At 70.7% G+C, this 15,409-nt stretch carries 18 protein-coding genes and 1 tRNA gene; 12 read left to right on the top strand and 7 right to left on the bottom strand.

Annotated elements, in window-relative coordinates:
• Nucleotides 1-49 precede the first annotated feature (49 nt).
• Complete coding sequence (locus C464_RS03075) at nucleotides 50-748, top strand: hypothetical protein (protein ID WP_006112059.1); 699 nt, start codon at nucleotides 50-52, stop codon at nucleotides 746-748.
• A 25-nt stretch (nucleotides 749-773) separates the two neighbouring features.
• Here C464_RS03075 and C464_RS03080 read toward each other — a convergent pair whose 3' ends face one another.
• Nucleotides 774-1,415: a thermonuclease family protein gene (locus C464_RS03080; RefSeq protein WP_006112060.1), complete on the bottom strand. Its 642-nt coding sequence runs from the start codon at nucleotides 1,413-1,415 to the stop codon at nucleotides 774-776.
• A gap of 212 nt (nucleotides 1,416-1,627) precedes the next feature.
• Here C464_RS03080 and C464_RS03085 point away from each other — a divergent pair, with 212 nt between their 5' ends.
• Nucleotides 1,628-1,801: a hypothetical protein gene (locus C464_RS03085; RefSeq protein ID WP_239640177.1), complete on the top strand. Its 174-nt coding sequence runs from the start codon at nucleotides 1,628-1,630 to the stop codon at nucleotides 1,799-1,801.
• 94 nt (nucleotides 1,802-1,895) lie between these two features.
• Complete coding sequence (locus C464_RS18325; protein WP_152420871.1) at nucleotides 1,896-2,228, top strand: hypothetical protein; 333 nt, start codon at nucleotides 1,896-1,898, stop codon at nucleotides 2,226-2,228.
• Nucleotides 2,229-2,552: 324 nt separating this feature from the next.
• On the opposite strand, the gene C464_RS03090 is transcribed toward C464_RS18325, so the two are convergent.
• Nucleotides 2,553-2,626 (bottom strand) — tRNA-Tyr (locus tag C464_RS03090).
• A 152-nt stretch (nucleotides 2,627-2,778) separates the two neighbouring features.
• Here C464_RS03090 and C464_RS03095 point away from each other — a divergent pair.
• Nucleotides 2,779-3,657, top strand: a complete 879-nt coding sequence (locus C464_RS03095) for a hypothetical protein (RefSeq protein ID WP_006112062.1) — start codon at nucleotides 2,779-2,781, stop codon at nucleotides 3,655-3,657.
• Between the two features lie 88 nt (nucleotides 3,658-3,745).
• The gene (locus C464_RS03100; RefSeq protein ID WP_006112063.1) at nucleotides 3,746-4,336 is read left to right on the top strand and encodes an NAD(P)/FAD-dependent oxidoreductase; all 591 of its coding nucleotides are present in this window, start codon (nucleotides 3,746-3,748) and stop codon (nucleotides 4,334-4,336) included.
• Between the two features lie 45 nt (nucleotides 4,337-4,381).
• Here C464_RS03100 and C464_RS03105 read toward each other — a convergent pair whose 3' ends face one another.
• Both C464_RS03105 and C464_RS03110 read right to left on the bottom strand, forming a co-directional pair.
• Nucleotides 4,382-6,103: a succinic semialdehyde dehydrogenase gene (locus tag C464_RS03105; RefSeq protein ID WP_006112064.1), complete on the bottom strand. Its 1,722-nt coding sequence runs from the start codon at nucleotides 6,101-6,103 to the stop codon at nucleotides 4,382-4,384.
• Nucleotides 6,104-6,164: 61 nt separating this feature from the next.
• Nucleotides 6,165-7,253 carry an AI-2E family transporter gene (locus C464_RS03110; protein WP_006112066.1) on the bottom strand — a complete coding sequence of 363 codons (1,089 nt, stop codon included), beginning with the start codon at nucleotides 7,251-7,253 and terminating at the stop codon, nucleotides 6,165-6,167.
• 160 nt (nucleotides 7,254-7,413) lie between these two features.
• Here C464_RS03110 and C464_RS03115 point away from each other — a divergent pair, with 160 nt between their 5' ends.
• The 4 genes from C464_RS03115 (at nucleotide 7,414) to speB (ending at nucleotide 10,193) form a co-directional block, all read left to right on the top strand.
• The gene (locus tag C464_RS03115) at nucleotides 7,414-8,577 is read left to right on the top strand and encodes an aminotransferase class I/II-fold pyridoxal phosphate-dependent enzyme (protein ID WP_006112067.1); all 1,164 of its coding nucleotides are present in this window, start codon (nucleotides 7,414-7,416) and stop codon (nucleotides 8,575-8,577) included.
• The gene (locus tag C464_RS03120) at nucleotides 8,577-8,861 is read left to right on the top strand and encodes a hypothetical protein (RefSeq protein ID WP_006112068.1); all 285 of its coding nucleotides are present in this window, start codon (nucleotides 8,577-8,579) and stop codon (nucleotides 8,859-8,861) included. Before C464_RS03115 ends, C464_RS03120 begins: the two co-directional genes overlap by 1 nt.
• A 117-nt stretch (nucleotides 8,862-8,978) precedes the next feature.
• Entirely contained in the window at nucleotides 8,979-9,356 is a 378-nt protein-coding gene (locus C464_RS03125; protein ID WP_006112069.1) for a translation initiation factor IF-5A, read from the top strand.
• Nucleotides 9,357-9,362: 6 nt separating this feature from the next.
• The gene (gene speB / locus C464_RS03130; RefSeq protein ID WP_006112070.1) at nucleotides 9,363-10,193 is read left to right on the top strand and encodes an agmatinase; all 831 of its coding nucleotides are present in this window, start codon (nucleotides 9,363-9,365) and stop codon (nucleotides 10,191-10,193) included.
• Between the two features lie 17 nt (nucleotides 10,194-10,210).
• On the opposite strand, the gene C464_RS03135 is transcribed toward speB, so the two are convergent.
• Together C464_RS03135 and C464_RS03140 are read right to left on the bottom strand one after the other, a co-directional pair.
• Complete coding sequence (locus C464_RS03135) at nucleotides 10,211-10,462, bottom strand: SelT/SelW/SelH family protein (RefSeq protein WP_006112071.1); 252 nt, start codon at nucleotides 10,460-10,462, stop codon at nucleotides 10,211-10,213.
• A 116-nt stretch (nucleotides 10,463-10,578) separates the two neighbouring features.
• A complete protein-coding gene (locus C464_RS03140) occupies nucleotides 10,579-12,177 on the bottom strand; it encodes an amidohydrolase (protein WP_006112072.1) in 1,599 nt (532 codons plus the stop codon).
• Nucleotides 12,178-12,258: 81 nt separating this feature from the next.
• Between C464_RS03140 and C464_RS03145 the strand changes: the two genes are divergently transcribed.
• Nucleotides 12,259-12,708 (top strand): universal stress protein, encoded by a 450-nt coding sequence (locus C464_RS03145; RefSeq protein WP_006112073.1) that lies wholly within the window; start codon nucleotides 12,259-12,261, stop codon nucleotides 12,706-12,708.
• A gap of 14 nt (nucleotides 12,709-12,722) precedes the next feature.
• On the opposite strand, the gene C464_RS03150 is transcribed toward C464_RS03145, so the two are convergent.
• Complete coding sequence (locus C464_RS03150; RefSeq protein WP_006112074.1) at nucleotides 12,723-13,685, bottom strand: alpha/beta hydrolase; 963 nt, start codon at nucleotides 13,683-13,685, stop codon at nucleotides 12,723-12,725.
• Nucleotides 13,686-13,734: 49 nt separating this feature from the next.
• On the opposite strand from C464_RS03150, the gene C464_RS03155 reads away from it, so the two are divergent.
• Nucleotides 13,735-15,117, top strand: a complete 1,383-nt coding sequence (locus C464_RS03155; RefSeq protein ID WP_006112075.1) for a DEAD/DEAH box helicase family protein — start codon at nucleotides 13,735-13,737, stop codon at nucleotides 15,115-15,117.
• Between the two features lie 96 nt (nucleotides 15,118-15,213).
• Nucleotides 15,214-15,409 (top strand): TOBE domain-containing protein (locus tag C464_RS03160; protein ID WP_049910805.1); only part of this gene is annotated, 196 nt, incomplete at its 3' end.

Consider the following 15,409-nt stretch of genomic DNA (forward strand, 5'->3'; position numbering starts at 1 on the left):
CCGCCGTGAACCCCGGAATCCATTTCTCCGACCGGGCCGTTCGAGCGGTATGACGCGCGCCGCCGCGAGGGACGGGTTCGAGACGTTTCTGGGCGACGCCGTGAGCGCGACGCGACGCGAGTTCAGCGTCGAGCGCGCCCTCCGGGACGTCGGGTTGGGACCGGCGGGCGCGGTCGTCGACCGGCTCCGCGAGAACGCCGACGCGCTCGAACGACGGGTCGTCGAGCCCGAACTCGCCGCCTACCGCGACGACGCGCTCGCGCAGTTCGACGTCGTCCTCGAGTACGCGAGCGGCGAGGACCCGATCGACGCCTACGCCGACGAGCTGGTGGCGCGAGACGGGTTCTACGACGCGCTCGCCGCCGACGCCGACGACCGCACTGCGGCCGCGGTCGAGACGGCCATCGTCGAGCGGTCGCGGCGACTCGGCGACGCGGTGCGCCCGATCGTCGAACGGCCCGAGGACGCGTTCTGGCCGGCGACCACCGCCGCCTTCGATCGCGAGGCGGCGACGGCGCTGGTCGAGGACGCGTTCCCGTTCACGGGCGTGTTGCGGGAGTTCCCGTCCGCGTTCGTCTTCGAGGCGCGGATCGACCCAGAGGAGGTCGTGGGCGGTCCCTTCGCCGCCGCGCTCCCGACCGTCTCCGTCGAGTACACCGACGAAGCGTCCCGGGCGATGCGGCGCGCGGAGCGGCGGATCATCGAAGAGACGAAACGCGAGGTCGCGACCCGGTTCGACGCGGACTGAGGTGTCGTCGCGCGCACGGCCGTGCCTACAGTCGCGGCTCGACCGCGGCGGACTCGTCGAAGCCCCAGAGCCCGACTCCCCGCTCCCGCGCGTCCGCTTCGGTCGCGGCGTACGCGTCTCGCTTCGCGAACTCGGTGTCGTACAGCCGCGCGTACCCCTCGGCCAGCAGGCGCTCGTTGAAGTCCTCGCCGTCGACGTACAGCACCGCCAGCAGCCGCCCGTAGCCCCCTCGGCGGTCGCCGCCGGCGACGACGGTCACCTCCTCGCCGGCGAGTTCCGACTCGGCGAACGCGGCGGCCTCGCTCCCCCACGCCCGGAGGTGCGCCCGCCCGGACTCGGTGTCGGGGATCCCCTCGAACTCCCCCGGCGAGGTCGACTCGGCGCTCGTCTCGGGCGTGTCGACGCCGAGGAGCCTGACCGTGTCCACCTCGCCGTTCGGGAACTCCACGTCGACCGTGTCGCCGTCGACGACCCGCACGACCGTGCCGGTCCAGGCCGTGTCGGCCGGGTCGTTCGGGTCGACGCCGTCGGGGTCGGTCGGCGGCGAGTCGAGGTCGGCGGTGGGGGAGTCGCCATCGGTTACAGGAGCGGGAGCCCCGGCGCAGCCGGCCAGCAAGAGGAGCACGGCGACCGCGACGACCGCGACCAGGTTCCGACGAACGCGCATGGGAGTCGTGTTACATTGGTTTCTTTATAAGCAAGAGGGAAGTCTTCCGGCTCACTCGCGCGCGACTGGAGTCCCACTTGGCGGCACGCTTCGAAGAAATCGGTATCTAAAACAGATCTAAGCCGCGGAAGCCGAGTAATAGTGAGACGTGTGTCTCCTAAACGCCTATCGCGCGGATATGCCCGATTTGGTCGCCGCCCTCGACGATCACGGTGTCTTTCGACCCGGTGAACGTGAAGCGTGGGACGGGGGGGATCGACGAGGCCGACGAGACGAGCGAGCTGATGATGACCGGCGAAGCGCTACACGAGGCGATGGTCGATCGAGAGGGTACTGACGAGGTCGTTAGTGAATATACTGAGGGGCGGACGCAGGCGTTTGTATGAGGTACAAACAGCACGTCTAACTGTCTCGCTTTGGTTCAAAAAGTGATGTATCTGATATATAAATACTAAAATAGGTCTACGAGAAGACCGGCATATGGGAGAGCTATCTAATTGGCGGAGGAAACGTATTCTGCGTAAGTATCACATTGAAAAGGGCTGGAGCGCTAGGGAGATCGCCGAAGAAGCAGATGTTTCTCCGGCCTTAGTTACAGACTATCTCAAAAATCGGGATTTGCTGAGGCCAAGTTCGACATCTAGCTCAGGGGGCAAACAGGGAGGGGAAAAGGAGGGGCGGAAAGAACCGAAACAGGAGACGCATACCTGTCCAGACTGTGGAGAAGAGTTCGATTCGGTGGATGAGTGGTCAGATCATCACCAATTTGAACACTATAGCTGGGAGATATACGAGAGACAACGAATAGAATAGTGATATCACATACAAAAGAGCATATCCTAGCTTTCACCGCGTTCTAAGCGTCTAACAATCGGGTATATCATACGAGCCCATACCTGATCAAGCGACGTTGAATATGGAGTCATGTGCTCGAGTGTATTCTCAAGCGCGACCAGTAAAGCGATAAACGCGAACCTAGCACCAGTCGCCGGGTAGTACGACCGGACCGACGCGAACCTGAACAGCGACAGCGCCACACCCGTCAGAAAGCATTACGAGCCCGATACACCCCAACGAATCTCTCGCCGAAAAGAAATCACACACCCGCTCGCTGTTGCTCACGAGTCAGAAATCCAGTCCGCCCTCCCCGAATTGAACGGGGGACAAGTCGATCTACAGTCGACTGCTCTACCAGGCTGAGCTAAGGGCGGTTACCGTATGCTAGCCGCCGGATTCAACTTAAGGGTTCCCTTTCAAATCGGGTGTGATCCGCCGTACCGCAGCGAGGGGGCGGCCGGCCCGCGACCCGCCTCGACCGCGCTCGCCGCGGGGCTGTTAAGTCGCTCGCGGCGGGAGCGGGAACATGGCCGACGGCGACGACAGACAGGCGACGTTCGGGTCCGACGGGAGCCTCGAGACCGAGACGACGCCGGACGCGACGGGCGAGAACGACTTCGGCGAGGAGAAGGAGCCGAACGAGACCGACGGCGGCTACAGCCGGTACGTCGTCTCCAGCCTCCTCCAGAAGGCGGTCCGGCGCTCCGACGAGGAGGTCGCCGCGTGGGCCGCGTGGGAGCTGGCCCGCTCCGGGTACGCCTGGAACCTCTGGGACCGACTCAACCTCTACGTCGTCGAGGACCTCCGCGCGGGCGACGAGGTCGCGCTCACGATCGAGCGCTACGAGGAGCTCGCCACCGAGCGCTGGGAGCCCGACGCGTGGAAGGGCCGGCTCTGCGCGATCCACGCCGCGCTCGCGGCCGCCAGAGCCCGCTCGACGCGCGAGGCGTCGAACGCGGACGCCTACTTCGGCGCGGTCGCCGACCTCCGGGCCGAGGCCCGCGAGCGCGGCGAGGAGCCGGCGCACGACTTCCCGGTCGGCGACCTCGACCCGGACGGGAAGTTCGACGCGGTCTTCGACGGACACACCGGCGAGGGCTCCAAGCGCGGGCGCGGCACCCGGTTCTTCAAGACGCACGGGGCCCGCGTGGGGCCGGAGGGCGAGGACGAGCAGAGCGCGCGCTGGCAGCGACTCGCGATGCTGCTCGACGGAGAGATCGACTACGACGAGGGCGAACTCGACCGCGCGGTCGCCCCGGTCGACCCGGACGACCCGTGGAGCGAGTCGGAGTCGGACGCCAGCGCTGAAGCGAGCGGCTCGGGGTCGACCGACGACACCGCCGCCGCCGACGCTGACGACGACATCGACGACGAGACTGGTTCGCTCACCGACTTCGCGGAGTAACGTGCCGCTCTAGGCGGCGCTGCGGCGGTAGCCGGCTTCGACCCCCGCTTCCGTCAACGCTTATCAGCTGGGCATGAGTATTGCCCCCATGACACACGTCGCGATCGTCGGCGGTGGACCGGCGGGGCTGAGCGCGGGACTGTTCGCGGGCAAGAACGGACTCGACACGGTCCTCTTCGACACGGACGGCACGTGGCTACACAAGGCGCACCTGTTCAACTACCTCGGCGTGGGCTCCGTCGGCGGGAGCGAGTTCCTCGCGACCGCGCGCCAGCAGGTCGACGACTTCGGCGTCGACCGCCATCAGGACGAGGCGGTCTCCGGCGTCGAATCGGTCGACGACGGGTTCGCCGTGACGACCGAGGACGGCGAGTACGACGCCGACTACGTCGTCCTCGCCACGGGCGCGAACCGCGACCTCGCGGAGGAACTCGGCTGCGAGTTCGACGACGACGAGACGGTCAGCGTCGGCGTCTCGATGGAGACCAGCGTCGACGGCGTCTACGCCACCGGCGCGATGGCCCGCGCCGAGGAGTGGCAGGCGATCATCTCGGCCGGTGACGGGGCCGCGGCGGCGCTCAACATCCTCTCGAACGAGAAGGGCGAGCACTACCACGACTTCGACGTCCCCGACACCGCGGCGTCGGTGTTCGGCGACCTGATCGACGACGAGGACTGAGCGGTCCCTCGGGGCGGTCGGTCGCCCTCCCTGGGGCTGGTCCGCTCAGCGGCGCGACAGGCGACGGCGGACCGCGTCGACGGCCCGGCTCGCCCGCCGAGCGAGTCCCGTCGCGGCGAACGCGCCCCGGACGAACCAGTCGGTCGGAATCCGGTCCGGGAACGTCAGCGGGCCGACCCGCGAGACGCCGACGGTCCGCGTCTCGGTGTACCGCCGGATCCCCTCCGGCCCGTGTCGCCGGCCGAGGCCGGAGTCGCCGAAGCCGCCCATCGGCGCGTCGACCGCGCCCCACGTCGCGAGGAAGGCGTCGTTGACGTTCACCGTGCCGCAGTCGATCTCCCTCGCGAGCGCCGCGCCGCGCTCGCGGTCGCCGGTCCAGACGCTCGCGTTGAGCCCGTACGGCGAGTCGTTCGCGGCCGCGACCGCCGCCGCCGCGTCCGGCACGGGCGTCACCGCGGCGACGGGGCCGAACGTCTCCTCGCAGGCGACCGTCGAATCTGGCTCGACGCCGGTCAACACGGTCGGCTCGTAGCAGTACGGCGCGACGTCCGGGCGAGCGCGGCCCCCGGTCTCGACCGTCGCGCCCTCATCGCGCGCGTCGTCGACGTGCGACTCGACGCGGGCCAGCTGGTCGGCGTCGACGAGCGAGCCGAGGTCGGCGTCGTAGTCGTAGTCGGTCCCGAGCGTCAGGGACTCCGTCTCGCGGACGAACGCGTCGAGGAACTCGTCGTAGACGGACTCGACGACGTACACCCGCTCGGCGGAGAGACAGAGCTGACCCGCGTTCGAGAAGCAGGCCTGGACCGCGCCGCGGGCGGCCTCGTCGACGTCGGCGTCGCCGCAGACGACGAGCGGGTTGTTGCCGCCGAGCTCCAGCGAACAGCCGATCAGGTTCCGGCCCGCGCGCTCCGCGATGGTCCGGCCGGTCGCCGTGCTGCCGGTGAACGCCACGTAGTCGACCGCGTCGATCAGCGGCGGGCCGACCGTCGGCCCCTCGCCGGTGACGACCTGGAAGAGGTCGTCCGGGAGCCCGGCGACCTCCAGCAGCTCGGCGAGGAGCAGCGCCCCGTACGGCGTCTTCTCGTCGGGTTTGATCACGACCGCGTTGCCCGCGGCCAGCGCGGGGATCGCGTCGGCCATCGACAGGGTGAGCGGGTAGTTCNTCTTCTCGTCGGGTTTGATCACGACCGCGTTGCCCGCGGCCAGCGCGGGGATCGCGTCGGCCATCGACAGGGGGAGCGGGTAGTTCCACGGCGAGATGACGCCGACGACGCCGACCGGCTCGCGCGTGACCGTCGCGGTCGTGACGCCGGGCGCGACCCCGCGCCGGCGCTCCTCGGCGAGCGCGTCCGGGGCCTCGCTCGCGACGTACGAGCAGCCGGTGGGCACGTCGAACAGCTCTTCGACCGCGGTGCGCCGAGACTTCCCGGTCTCCAGCTGGAGGAGGTCGAGCAGCTCCTCGCGGCGGTCCGCGACGAGTTCGCCGAACCGGTCGACGATCCGAGCGCGCTCCGTCGCGGGCGTCTCGGCCCACGCTTCCTGCGCGTCCCGAGCGCGCTCGACCGCGGCGTCCACGTCGTCGGCGTCGCAGGCGGGCACGCTTCCGATCCGCTCGTCGGTCGCCGGGGCGAACACGTCGATGCGCGCCGAGTCGTCGCCGTCGCCCGCGGGTCGCGAGCGAAAGACGCGGTCGGCGAGCCCGTCGAGACGCCGCGCCGCGAGGGTCGGAGCGCTGTCGACCGCGGTTGGGGGGTCCGTCGAGGACATCAGGTATCGGACGGAGGGTCGCCCGATGGAAAGCCGTGCCGGTGGGATCCGGGGTCGACGGTCACCGCGTCGAGCCCGCGTCGCCGGCCGAGCCCGCCGCGTCGCCCTCGATCGGATCCGCCGCGTCGCCCTCGATCGGATCCGCCGCGTCGCCGTCGGCCGAGTCCGCCGGACCGCCGTGCTCGGAGAGCATGTCGATCGACTCGAGCAGCAACGAGACGACGAGCGGGCCGACGATCACGCCGACGGCCCCGAGCGTGAGGATGCCGCCGACAAACCCGACGAAGTAGAGCCCGGGCGATATCTTCCCGGTCCACCCGGCGAGTCGGGTGCGGATCACCGCGTCGGGCACGAAGGCGACGACGACGAGGCCGAGCACCAGCACGGCGGCCGCTCGTCCGGTCTCGCCGACGAGGAAGTCTGTGGCCCCGAGCCCGACGACGAGGACGCTCGGGCCGACGACGGGGATGAACTGGAGGACGCCCGCGATGACGGCGAGCAGGACCGGCGAGCCGTAGCCCAGCGCCCGGAACACCGCGACCGCGAGGACGAACGTCGCGGCGGCGGTCGCGGCCTGGAGGACGTATATCGAGTACAGCGTCTGCCGCGTCCGCTCGTGGAGCCGGGTGGGGATGTCGTGGTACTCGGCCGGAACGACGCCGAAGACGGCCGTCTCGACCGCGTCGGGTCGATAGAGGATGCCGTACACGAGGAACGTGAACACGACGACCTCCAAGACGAGCACCGGTGCCGCGCCCGCGACCGCGATCGCGACGCCCCGGATCCACGTCTCCGCGGCCGCGACGTACGGCGCGATCTCGACGACCGTCTCGAACCCGCCGACGCTGATCGGGACGAGGGGCGGGACCCCTTCGAGGAGGGCGATAAGCTCCGAGCGCCGCCGGTACAGCGTGTACAGCAGCGGCGCCACGAGGAGGGTCGCGCCGACGAACGCGACCCCGGTCGAGACCGCGCACGAGAGCCGGCGCGAGAGGCCGCGGTCGACGAGCCGCCGGCGGAGCGGGTAGAGGACGTACGCGACGGTGACCGCGAACACGACGGTCCGCAGCACCTCCGCCAGCACGACCGCCGTGAGCGCCGCCAGGGAGACGAACAGCGCGCCCAACAGTCGCTGCCGGTTGAGGACCATGCCGTCGTGTCGCAATCCCCGAGGAAAGGCGTTGCGATGGTACGGCGGCGTGGGCGGTGCGGGCGCGACGGTGGCGCTCCGATCGCCGGAGACAGTCGATCCGCCCCGTGACGCCGCGGACAACCACAGCACCTAACCTCGCGCCCGTCCGAATGCGGGTATGCGCATCGACCCGTTCGGCCTCGAACGCTGGTTCGCGGAGTACGAACACGAGGCCGACATCATGCTGGCCGAAAGCGGCATCCGGTCGCTCGACGCGAGTCGGTTCGACCTCGACCCGGGGACGCTCGGCTACGTCATCCCGACGAACGGCGACCCCGAGTTCCGGGCCGCCGTCGGCGACCGCTACGACCGGTCCGCCGACGAGGTGCTGTTCACCTGCGGTACCCAGGAGGCGAACTTCCTGACGTTCCTCTCGCTGCTCGGCGACGAGGGCCCGGTCGACGGCGGCGGAGACCGTACGCCGACCGAGGGCGTCGGCTCCGGCACGCACGCCGTCGTCGTCACCCCGACCTATCAGGCGCTTCACGCCGTGCCGGACGCGTTCGGCGAGGTGACCCGCGTCGAGCTGGAGCCGCCCGAGTGGGAGTTGGACCCCGAGGCGGTCGCCGACGCCGCCCGCGACGACACCGCCGTCGTCGTCGTGAACAACCCGAACAATCCGACCGGGCAGTACCACGACGAGGCGGCGATGCGGGCGGTGTACGACGTCGCCGTCGAGCGCGACGCATACCTGCTCTGCGACGAGGTGTACCGCCTGCTCGCCGAGGACCCGCAGCCGCCGGTCGCGAGCTACGGCGCGCACGGGATCTCGACGACCAGCCTCACGAAGGCGTACGGGCTCGCCGGCCTCCGGTTCGGCTGGATCGCCGGTCCCGAGCCGGTCGTCGAGCGCGCGTGGCGCTGGAAGGACTACACGACCATCTCGCCGAGCCTGTTCGGCCAGCACGTCGCGAGACAGGCACTGGGCCCGCAGGAGAACGATATCCTGACGGAGAACCGCGAGCTGGCGGCCGCCCACCGCGAGACGGTCGCGGAGTGGGTCGACGACCACGGCCTCGACTGGCTCGACCCGGTCGGCGTCAACGCGTTCGTGACGGTCCCCGACGGCTTCGCGGACGCGGAGGCGTTCTGTCGGACGGTCGTCGAGGAGGCGAGCGTCGTCCTCGCGCCCGGTCACCTGTTCGGGTTCCCGGACCGCTTCCGGATCGGGTTCGGGCTCCCGACCGACGAGCTGGAGGAGGGTCTCGACCGGGTGAGCGACGTGATCGCGGAGCACGCGCCGACGGCCGACTCGGCCGCGACGACCGGAGGTGACACCTGATGGGGTTCTTCGGCGACCTCAGGGACGACGTGGTCGAGTTCGTCCGCAACCCGACGGACGAACAGAAGATACTGGTCGTCGCCGCCCTCTCCATCGCGGTCGCGGACCGCGGTCTCTACTTCGTCGACTTCCCGTTCGTCGTCCGGACGACGGCCGCCGTCGGCGTCGGCTTCATCGTCATGTTCGTCGTCAGCTACCTGTACACGGGGCAGTTCGTCCCGCCGGACGGGAACGTCGACGACGACGAGGAGCCGGAGGAGTACATCGACGAGCTCGACCCGTAGCGTCTTTTTAAGCCCACGTCCGCCCGCGACGCGCGCTGTCGTCGCTCGCCGCCCGCTCGACCCGGGGAGCGGCGGCGTTCCAAACCGTTTATACACGCGCCGGCGGAATTAGCGCCTATGCCGCGAGAGCAGAAGCAGGTTCGCGAACTCCAGGAGGGAAGCTACGTGATGATGGACGACGCGCCCTGTAAGATCAACCATTACAGCACCGCCAAACCCGGCAAACACGGCAGCGCGAAGGCCCGCGTCGAGGGGAAGGGCGTCTTCGACGACAAGAAGCGCTCGCTCTCGCAGCCGGTCGACGCGAAGGTGTGGGTCCCGATCATCCAGCGTAAGCAGGGCCAGGTCGTCAACGTCAGCGGCGACGAGGTCCAGGTGATGGACCTCGACACCTACGACACGTTCACGATGCGCATCCCCGAGGGCGAGGACTTCGCCTCGGACGACAACATCGAGTACCTCGACTACGAGGGCCAGCGGAAGATCATCGGGTAGCCGGCGATGTTCCCCGGGGCGACGACCGACCGCGAAGCTGCTTCCTACGTGGTCGTCGGCGCTCCGCTCGACGCCACGACCACCTTTCAGCCGGGCACCCGGTTCGGACCGGACCGGGTCCGGCGATTCGCCGAGACGTACGACGACTACGACCGCCGCACCGGGAGCCACTTCTCCGCGCTGGGCGTCCACGACGCCGGCGACGTGCGCCCGTGGGACGACGTGCCGGCGTACCTCGACCACCTCGCCGCCGAGCTGCGGAGCGTCGTCTACGACGATGCGGTCCCCGCGCTCGTCGGCGGCGAGCACACGGTCACGTACGCGGGCGCGGACGCGGTCGATCCCGACACGCTCGTCGTCTGCGACGCGCACCTCGACCTCCGGGACGAGTACGACGGGAACCCGTGGAACCACGCCTGCGTCACCCGGCGGTGTCTCGACGACGTCGGCGTCGACCGCGCGGTGATCGTCGGCGCGCGGACCGGCTCCGAGGCCGAGTGGGACCGGGCGGCCGACGCCGACGTCGAGGTCGTCGCGCCCGAGGACGCCCGCGAGTGGGTCGACGCGCTCGACGCCGACGCGTTCGCGGGGGAGTCCGTCTACTGCTCCGTCGACGTCGACGGCCTCGACCCCGCGTACGCTCCCGGGACGGGGACGATGGAGCCGTTCGGACTGGAGCCGCGGACGGTCCGCGACCTCGTCCGCGCGGTCGCGCCGCTCGCCGACGGGTTCGACGTCGTCGAGGTGAACGACCGCGACGACGGGCAGGCGGCGGCGGTGGCCGCGAAGCTCCTGCGGGAGTTCGCGTACTCGCACGCGGACGCGGCGACCGAGTAGCCGCGTTCGACGGCGCGTTACGAGACCTCCGAGAGCCGCCGCCGCGCCGCGGTCACCGCCTCCATCGAGTCGATCCACTCGCGGGGGTCGGTACACCAGATGCGGTCGCCCTCGACGCTGACACAGAAGACGGAGTCGGCGGAGGGCGACAGCGTGACGCGGTCGACGTCGGGTCGGTCGCCGAGGTACGCGTCGATCAGCCGTCGGGCCGTCTCCGCCTCCGAACGGAGACGGTTCCCCGCGGCGTACTCGATAGCTATCTCTGCCATACGCCCCGTTAGAACTACATGATTAATAACTACTGTTTTCTGGCAGCGATTGCGCCTACCGTCGTCACCGCTCGGTGGGCGTGCCGCGCGTCGCCGTTTCGCGTCCGGCCCGTCGCCTACCGCCCGTCGAACACTGTCTCGCCGTCGACGACCGTCAGCGCGACGTCGATCTCGTCGATGGCGTCGGCCCGCTCCCACGGCGACGCGTCGAGGGCGACGAGGTCGGCTCGCTTCCCCGCCTCGATCGTCCCGAGTCGGTCCTCGTCGAAACCGGCGTACGCGGCCCCGCTCGTGTACGCGCGCAGCGCCTCGGTGACCGTGAGCCGCTGGGCCTCCGCCGGCGCGTTCACCGCGTGATGGACGCCGAACAGCGGATCCATGGGCATCCCGTCGGAGCCGAACGCGAGGCGGACCCCCGCGTCGAGCATGTCGCGGTAGCGGTTCGTCTCGGCGGTGCGCTCGGGGCCCAGTCGCTCCTCGTAGAGGCCCCCCTCCTGTGCCCACTTCAGGAAGTTCGGCTGGACGCTCGCGACCGCGCCCGTCTCCGCGAACCGCTCGATCGCGTCGTCGTCTGCCAGTTCGGCGTGCTCGACGCGGTGTCGCGCCTCGTCGGCGTCGGTCCGCGAGGCGTCCTCGTAGGCGTCCAACACGGCGTCGACCGCCTCGTCGCCGATGGCGTGAGCGGTGAACTGGAAGCCCGCCTCGGTCGCGGCCGCGACGGTCTCGTCCAGCTCGTCGGGGTCGACGACCCACTGCCCGGTCTCGTCGGGCGCGTCCGCGTACGGCTCCGAGAGGCGCGCGGTCCGGCCACCGAAGCTCCCGTCCGTGTACGACTTGATCGCGCCGGTCGCGACCATCTCGCTCCCGGCGTTCGTCGCGAGGCCGACCTCGCGGGCGGCGTCGAGGTGATCGCTCCAGTAGTTGATCCGGACGCGGGCGGTGAGCTCGCCGGCCGCGTCGAGGTCGCGGTAGACCCGCGGGGCGTGCGAGTCGCGGACCATGTCGTGGAACCCGGTGATCCCGCGGGCGGCGCAGCCGTCGAGCGCCGCCTCGACGACCGCGCGCGTCTCGGCCGGCCCGGGTTCGACGGCCCGGTAGATCGGGTCGATCGCGGCTTCGAGCAGGACGCCGGTCGGCTCGCCGTCGTCGTCCGTCGGCACGGTCCCGTCGGGCGCGTCCGCCAGGGCGTCCGCGAACCGGTCGAGCGCGACGCCGTTGACCGCCGCGACGTGCATGTCCTCGCGGAACGCCGCGACCGGGCGCTCGGTCGAGACGCGGTCGAGGTCCGCGCGGGTCAGGTAGCGCGACTCCGCCCACGTCGACTCGTCGTAGCCGTAGCCGAGGACCCAATCGCCGCTTTCGGGGTTCTCCTCGCCGCTCGCTTCGTGTTCCACTTCCGCCGCGCGCTCGGCGAGCAGGTCGACGGCCTCTCCCGGATCGTCGGCCGCGGAGAGGTCCGCGTGGACGAGGTAGCGTCCCACGGTGGTCAGGTGGGTGTGCGCGTCGACGAACCCGGGGAGAAGCACGCGCCCGCCGAGGTCGATCACGTCGGTGTCGACGCCCGCGAGCAGCTCCACGTCGTGCGTCCGCCCGGTCCGGACGATCTCGCCGTCGCGCACGGCGACGGCCTCGCGGACCGCGTCGCCGCCGTCGTCCGGGTCCGCGAGCGTGTGTACCTCCCCGTTCACGAAGATCCGGTCCGCGGCCTCGGTCATGGAGGTTCGGCGGGCCCACAGCGTGTTAACCGTTCGGGAAACGGCGACCGATTTATTCGGGCTCCCGGCGAATCGCCGCGTATGTACGACAACGTCCTCCTGCCCACCGACGGAAGCGTCGGCGTCGACCGCGCGACCGACCACGCGATCGACGCCGCCGACCGCTACGACGCGACGCTCCACGTCCTCTACGTCGTCGACAGCGACGTCATAAACGCCTACTCCGGCGACGAGTTCGTCGACGGCGCGGAGGGTGCGGAGGAGACGCTCGAAGAGGCCGGCCGCGAGGCGCTCGACGCCGCGGCGGAGCGGGCCCGAAACGCCGGCGTGGAGACGGCCACCGCCCTCCGGTACGGCGTCCCCCACGAGGAGATCCTCCGATACGTCGACGAGGAGGACGTCGACCTCACGGTGATGGGATCGAAGACGCGCTCGGGGGACTACCGCCGGATGCTCGGCTCGGTCACCGAGCGCGTCTCGCGGCAGTCGACCGGCCCGGTGAGCATCGTGAAGACGACCGTCGAACCCTGAGCCTCGCGCGCTTGTTATAACCGGTCCCGCGCGTCGGCCGCGACCGCGGACAGCGCGGTCTCCGCGGTCGGCACCCTGTCCGCGAGGCTACAGAACCCGTGCGCCATCGCCGGGTAGTGCCGGTGCTCGACCGGCGTTCCCTCGCGCTCGAACCGGTCCGCGAGCGCGACGCCGTCGTCGCGCAGGGGGTCGAACCCGGCCGTGACGACCGTCGCGGGCGGGAGGTCCCCCAAGTCTCGCGCTCGGAGCGGGACCGCGTACGGGTTCGCGGCGTCGACCGGGCTCCGCAGATACCGCTCGTAGAACCAGCGCATGTCGGCGCGCGTGAGCAGCGGGCCGTCAGCGTTCTCCCGGTAGGAGTCCGTCTCGAAGTCGTGCCCGGCGATCGGGTACAGCAGGAACTGCCCCGCGGGCGTCGGCGAGTCGGCGAACTCCCGGGCGCGGAGCGACGCCGCGACCGCCAGCGCGCCGCCGGCACTGGTGCCCGAGACGCCGATCCGGCCGGGATCGACGCCGAGCGAGTCCGCCGTCTCCGCCACCCACTCCAGCGCCGCGGTCGCCTCGTCGACCGCGACCGGGAACGGGTGTTCCGGCGCGAGCCGGTAGTCGACGGAGACGACGACCGCGTCGGCGCGGACCGCGAGCTCGCGGCAGATCCCGTCGACCGAGTCGAGCGTGCCGAGGGTCCAGCCGCCGCCGTGGAGGTGGACGAGGGCGCGGGCCGCCCGGTCGCCTTCTCCGCCCGTCGCCTCCGTCGCTCCCTCCGGGCGGTACACCCGGACCGGCACCACGCCGTGCGGGCCGTCGAACGCGAGGTCGCGAACGTCGGCCACCGGCGGTTCCGGCGGGCCCGAGAACAGGTCGTCTTCGAGGCGGCGGGCGGCCGCGACCGAGAGGTCGCTCCACGCGGGCGGCCCCAGCGACTCGATCTCGGCGATCGCCGCGGCGAGGTCCGGGTCGAGTTCGTCCGCGCGCATACCGGGGCGAGGCGGTGGGCCTTTGTAAGTCGGTCGGCAACTCCGGGCGATGGACGTCCGGCTGACATACGAGGACGGGACGGTGCGGGTCGACGCGGACGCCGACCTCGGGCCGGACGCGCTGCCGCCGCTGCCCGGCGTCGAGACCGATCCCCGGACGGGGACCGGTCGCGCGCCCGCGCACCGGTACGCCGAACTGCGGCGGGCGCTCCGGGTGGCCGGCCTCTCGGTCGACGACCGGGTCCTCGACGCGAGCGAGCGCGCCGCGGGCGAGGCCGGGCTGCCGGACGCGCTCGCCACCGACTACGACCTCCGCGCGTACCAGCGCGAGGCGCTCGACGCGTGGCACGACGCGGGCGACCGCGGCGTGATCGAGCTCCCGACCGGGGCCGGCAAGACCGTGATCGCGATCCGCGCGATGGTCGACCTCGGCGTCCCGACGCTCGTGGTCGTCCCCACGGTCGACCTGCTCGACCAGTGGCAGCGCGAGCTGGAGCGCGAGTTCGACGCCCCGATCGGCCGCTTCGGCGGGGGCGAGCAGCGCCGCGAGGCGATCACCGTGTCGACGTACGACTCGGCGTACCTGAAGGCCGACGGCGTCGGCGACGCCTTCGGGTTCGCCGTCTTCGACGAGGTCCACCACCTCGGCGGCGAGGGGTTCCGCGACGCCGCGCGCCTCCTCGCCGCCCCCGCGCGGCTCGGGCTCACGGCCACCTTCGAGCGCCCGGACGGCGCGCACGAGGCGGTCGCGGAGCTGGTCGGCGACCGCGTCTACGCGCTCGACGTCGACGACCTCGCGGGCGACCACCTCGCGCCGTACGACATCCGCCGGATCGAGGTCGAACTCACCGAAGAAGAGCGCGAGCGCTACGACGAGAAGCAGGGAACCTTCGTCGAGTACGTCCGCGACGCGGGGATCACGTTCACGAGCGGGAGCGACTACCAAGAGCTCGTCAAGCGCTCCGGCAGCGACCCGGCCGCCCGCGAGGCCCTCCTCGCGAAGCAGGACGCCCGCGAGATCATGATGAACGCCGAGCGGAAGGTCGGGCGGCTCGGGGAGATCCTCGACCGCCACCGCGACGACCGCGTCATCGTGTTCACCGCCCACACCGACCTCGTCTACCGGCTCTCCGAGCGCTTCCTCCTCCCCGCGATCACCGCGGAGACCGGCGCGAAGGAGCGCCGCGAGATCTTAGAGCGGTTCCGCGACGGGACGTACGGCCGGGTCGTCGCGGCCAACGTCCTCGACGAGGGCGTCGACGTGCCGGACGCCAACGTCGCGGTCCTGCTCTCCGGGTCGGGCAGCGAGCGGGAGTTCACTCAGCGGCTCGGCCGCGTCCTCCGCCCGAAGGACGACGGCGGGCGGGCGACCCTCTACGAGCTCGTCAGCGCCGAGACCGCGGAGGAGCGCGTGGCGAGCCGGCGGCGGTAGCGAGATCGGTCCCGAGCCGGGACTACCGCGGACCGCGACGACGGTATCACTTCAGTTCACAAATAGGTCTATTTCTCGGCCGCGCCTACCGGGGCCATGGCACTCAGCGCACGCAACAGCATCTCCGGAACGGTGAAATCAGTCACGAAGGACGAGATCATGGCCGAGGTGGTCGTCGAACTCCCCGACGGACAGCAGATCACGTCCACTATCACCCGCGGGTCCGCCGACCGCCTCGAACTGGCCGAGGGCGACGAGGTCGAGGCCGTGGTCAAGGCCAGCGAAGTGATGG

The sequence above is a fragment of the Halorubrum coriense DSM 10284 genome (assembly GCF_000337035.1).
Taxonomy (GTDB): domain Archaea; phylum Halobacteriota; class Halobacteria; order Halobacteriales; family Haloferacaceae; genus Halorubrum; species Halorubrum coriense.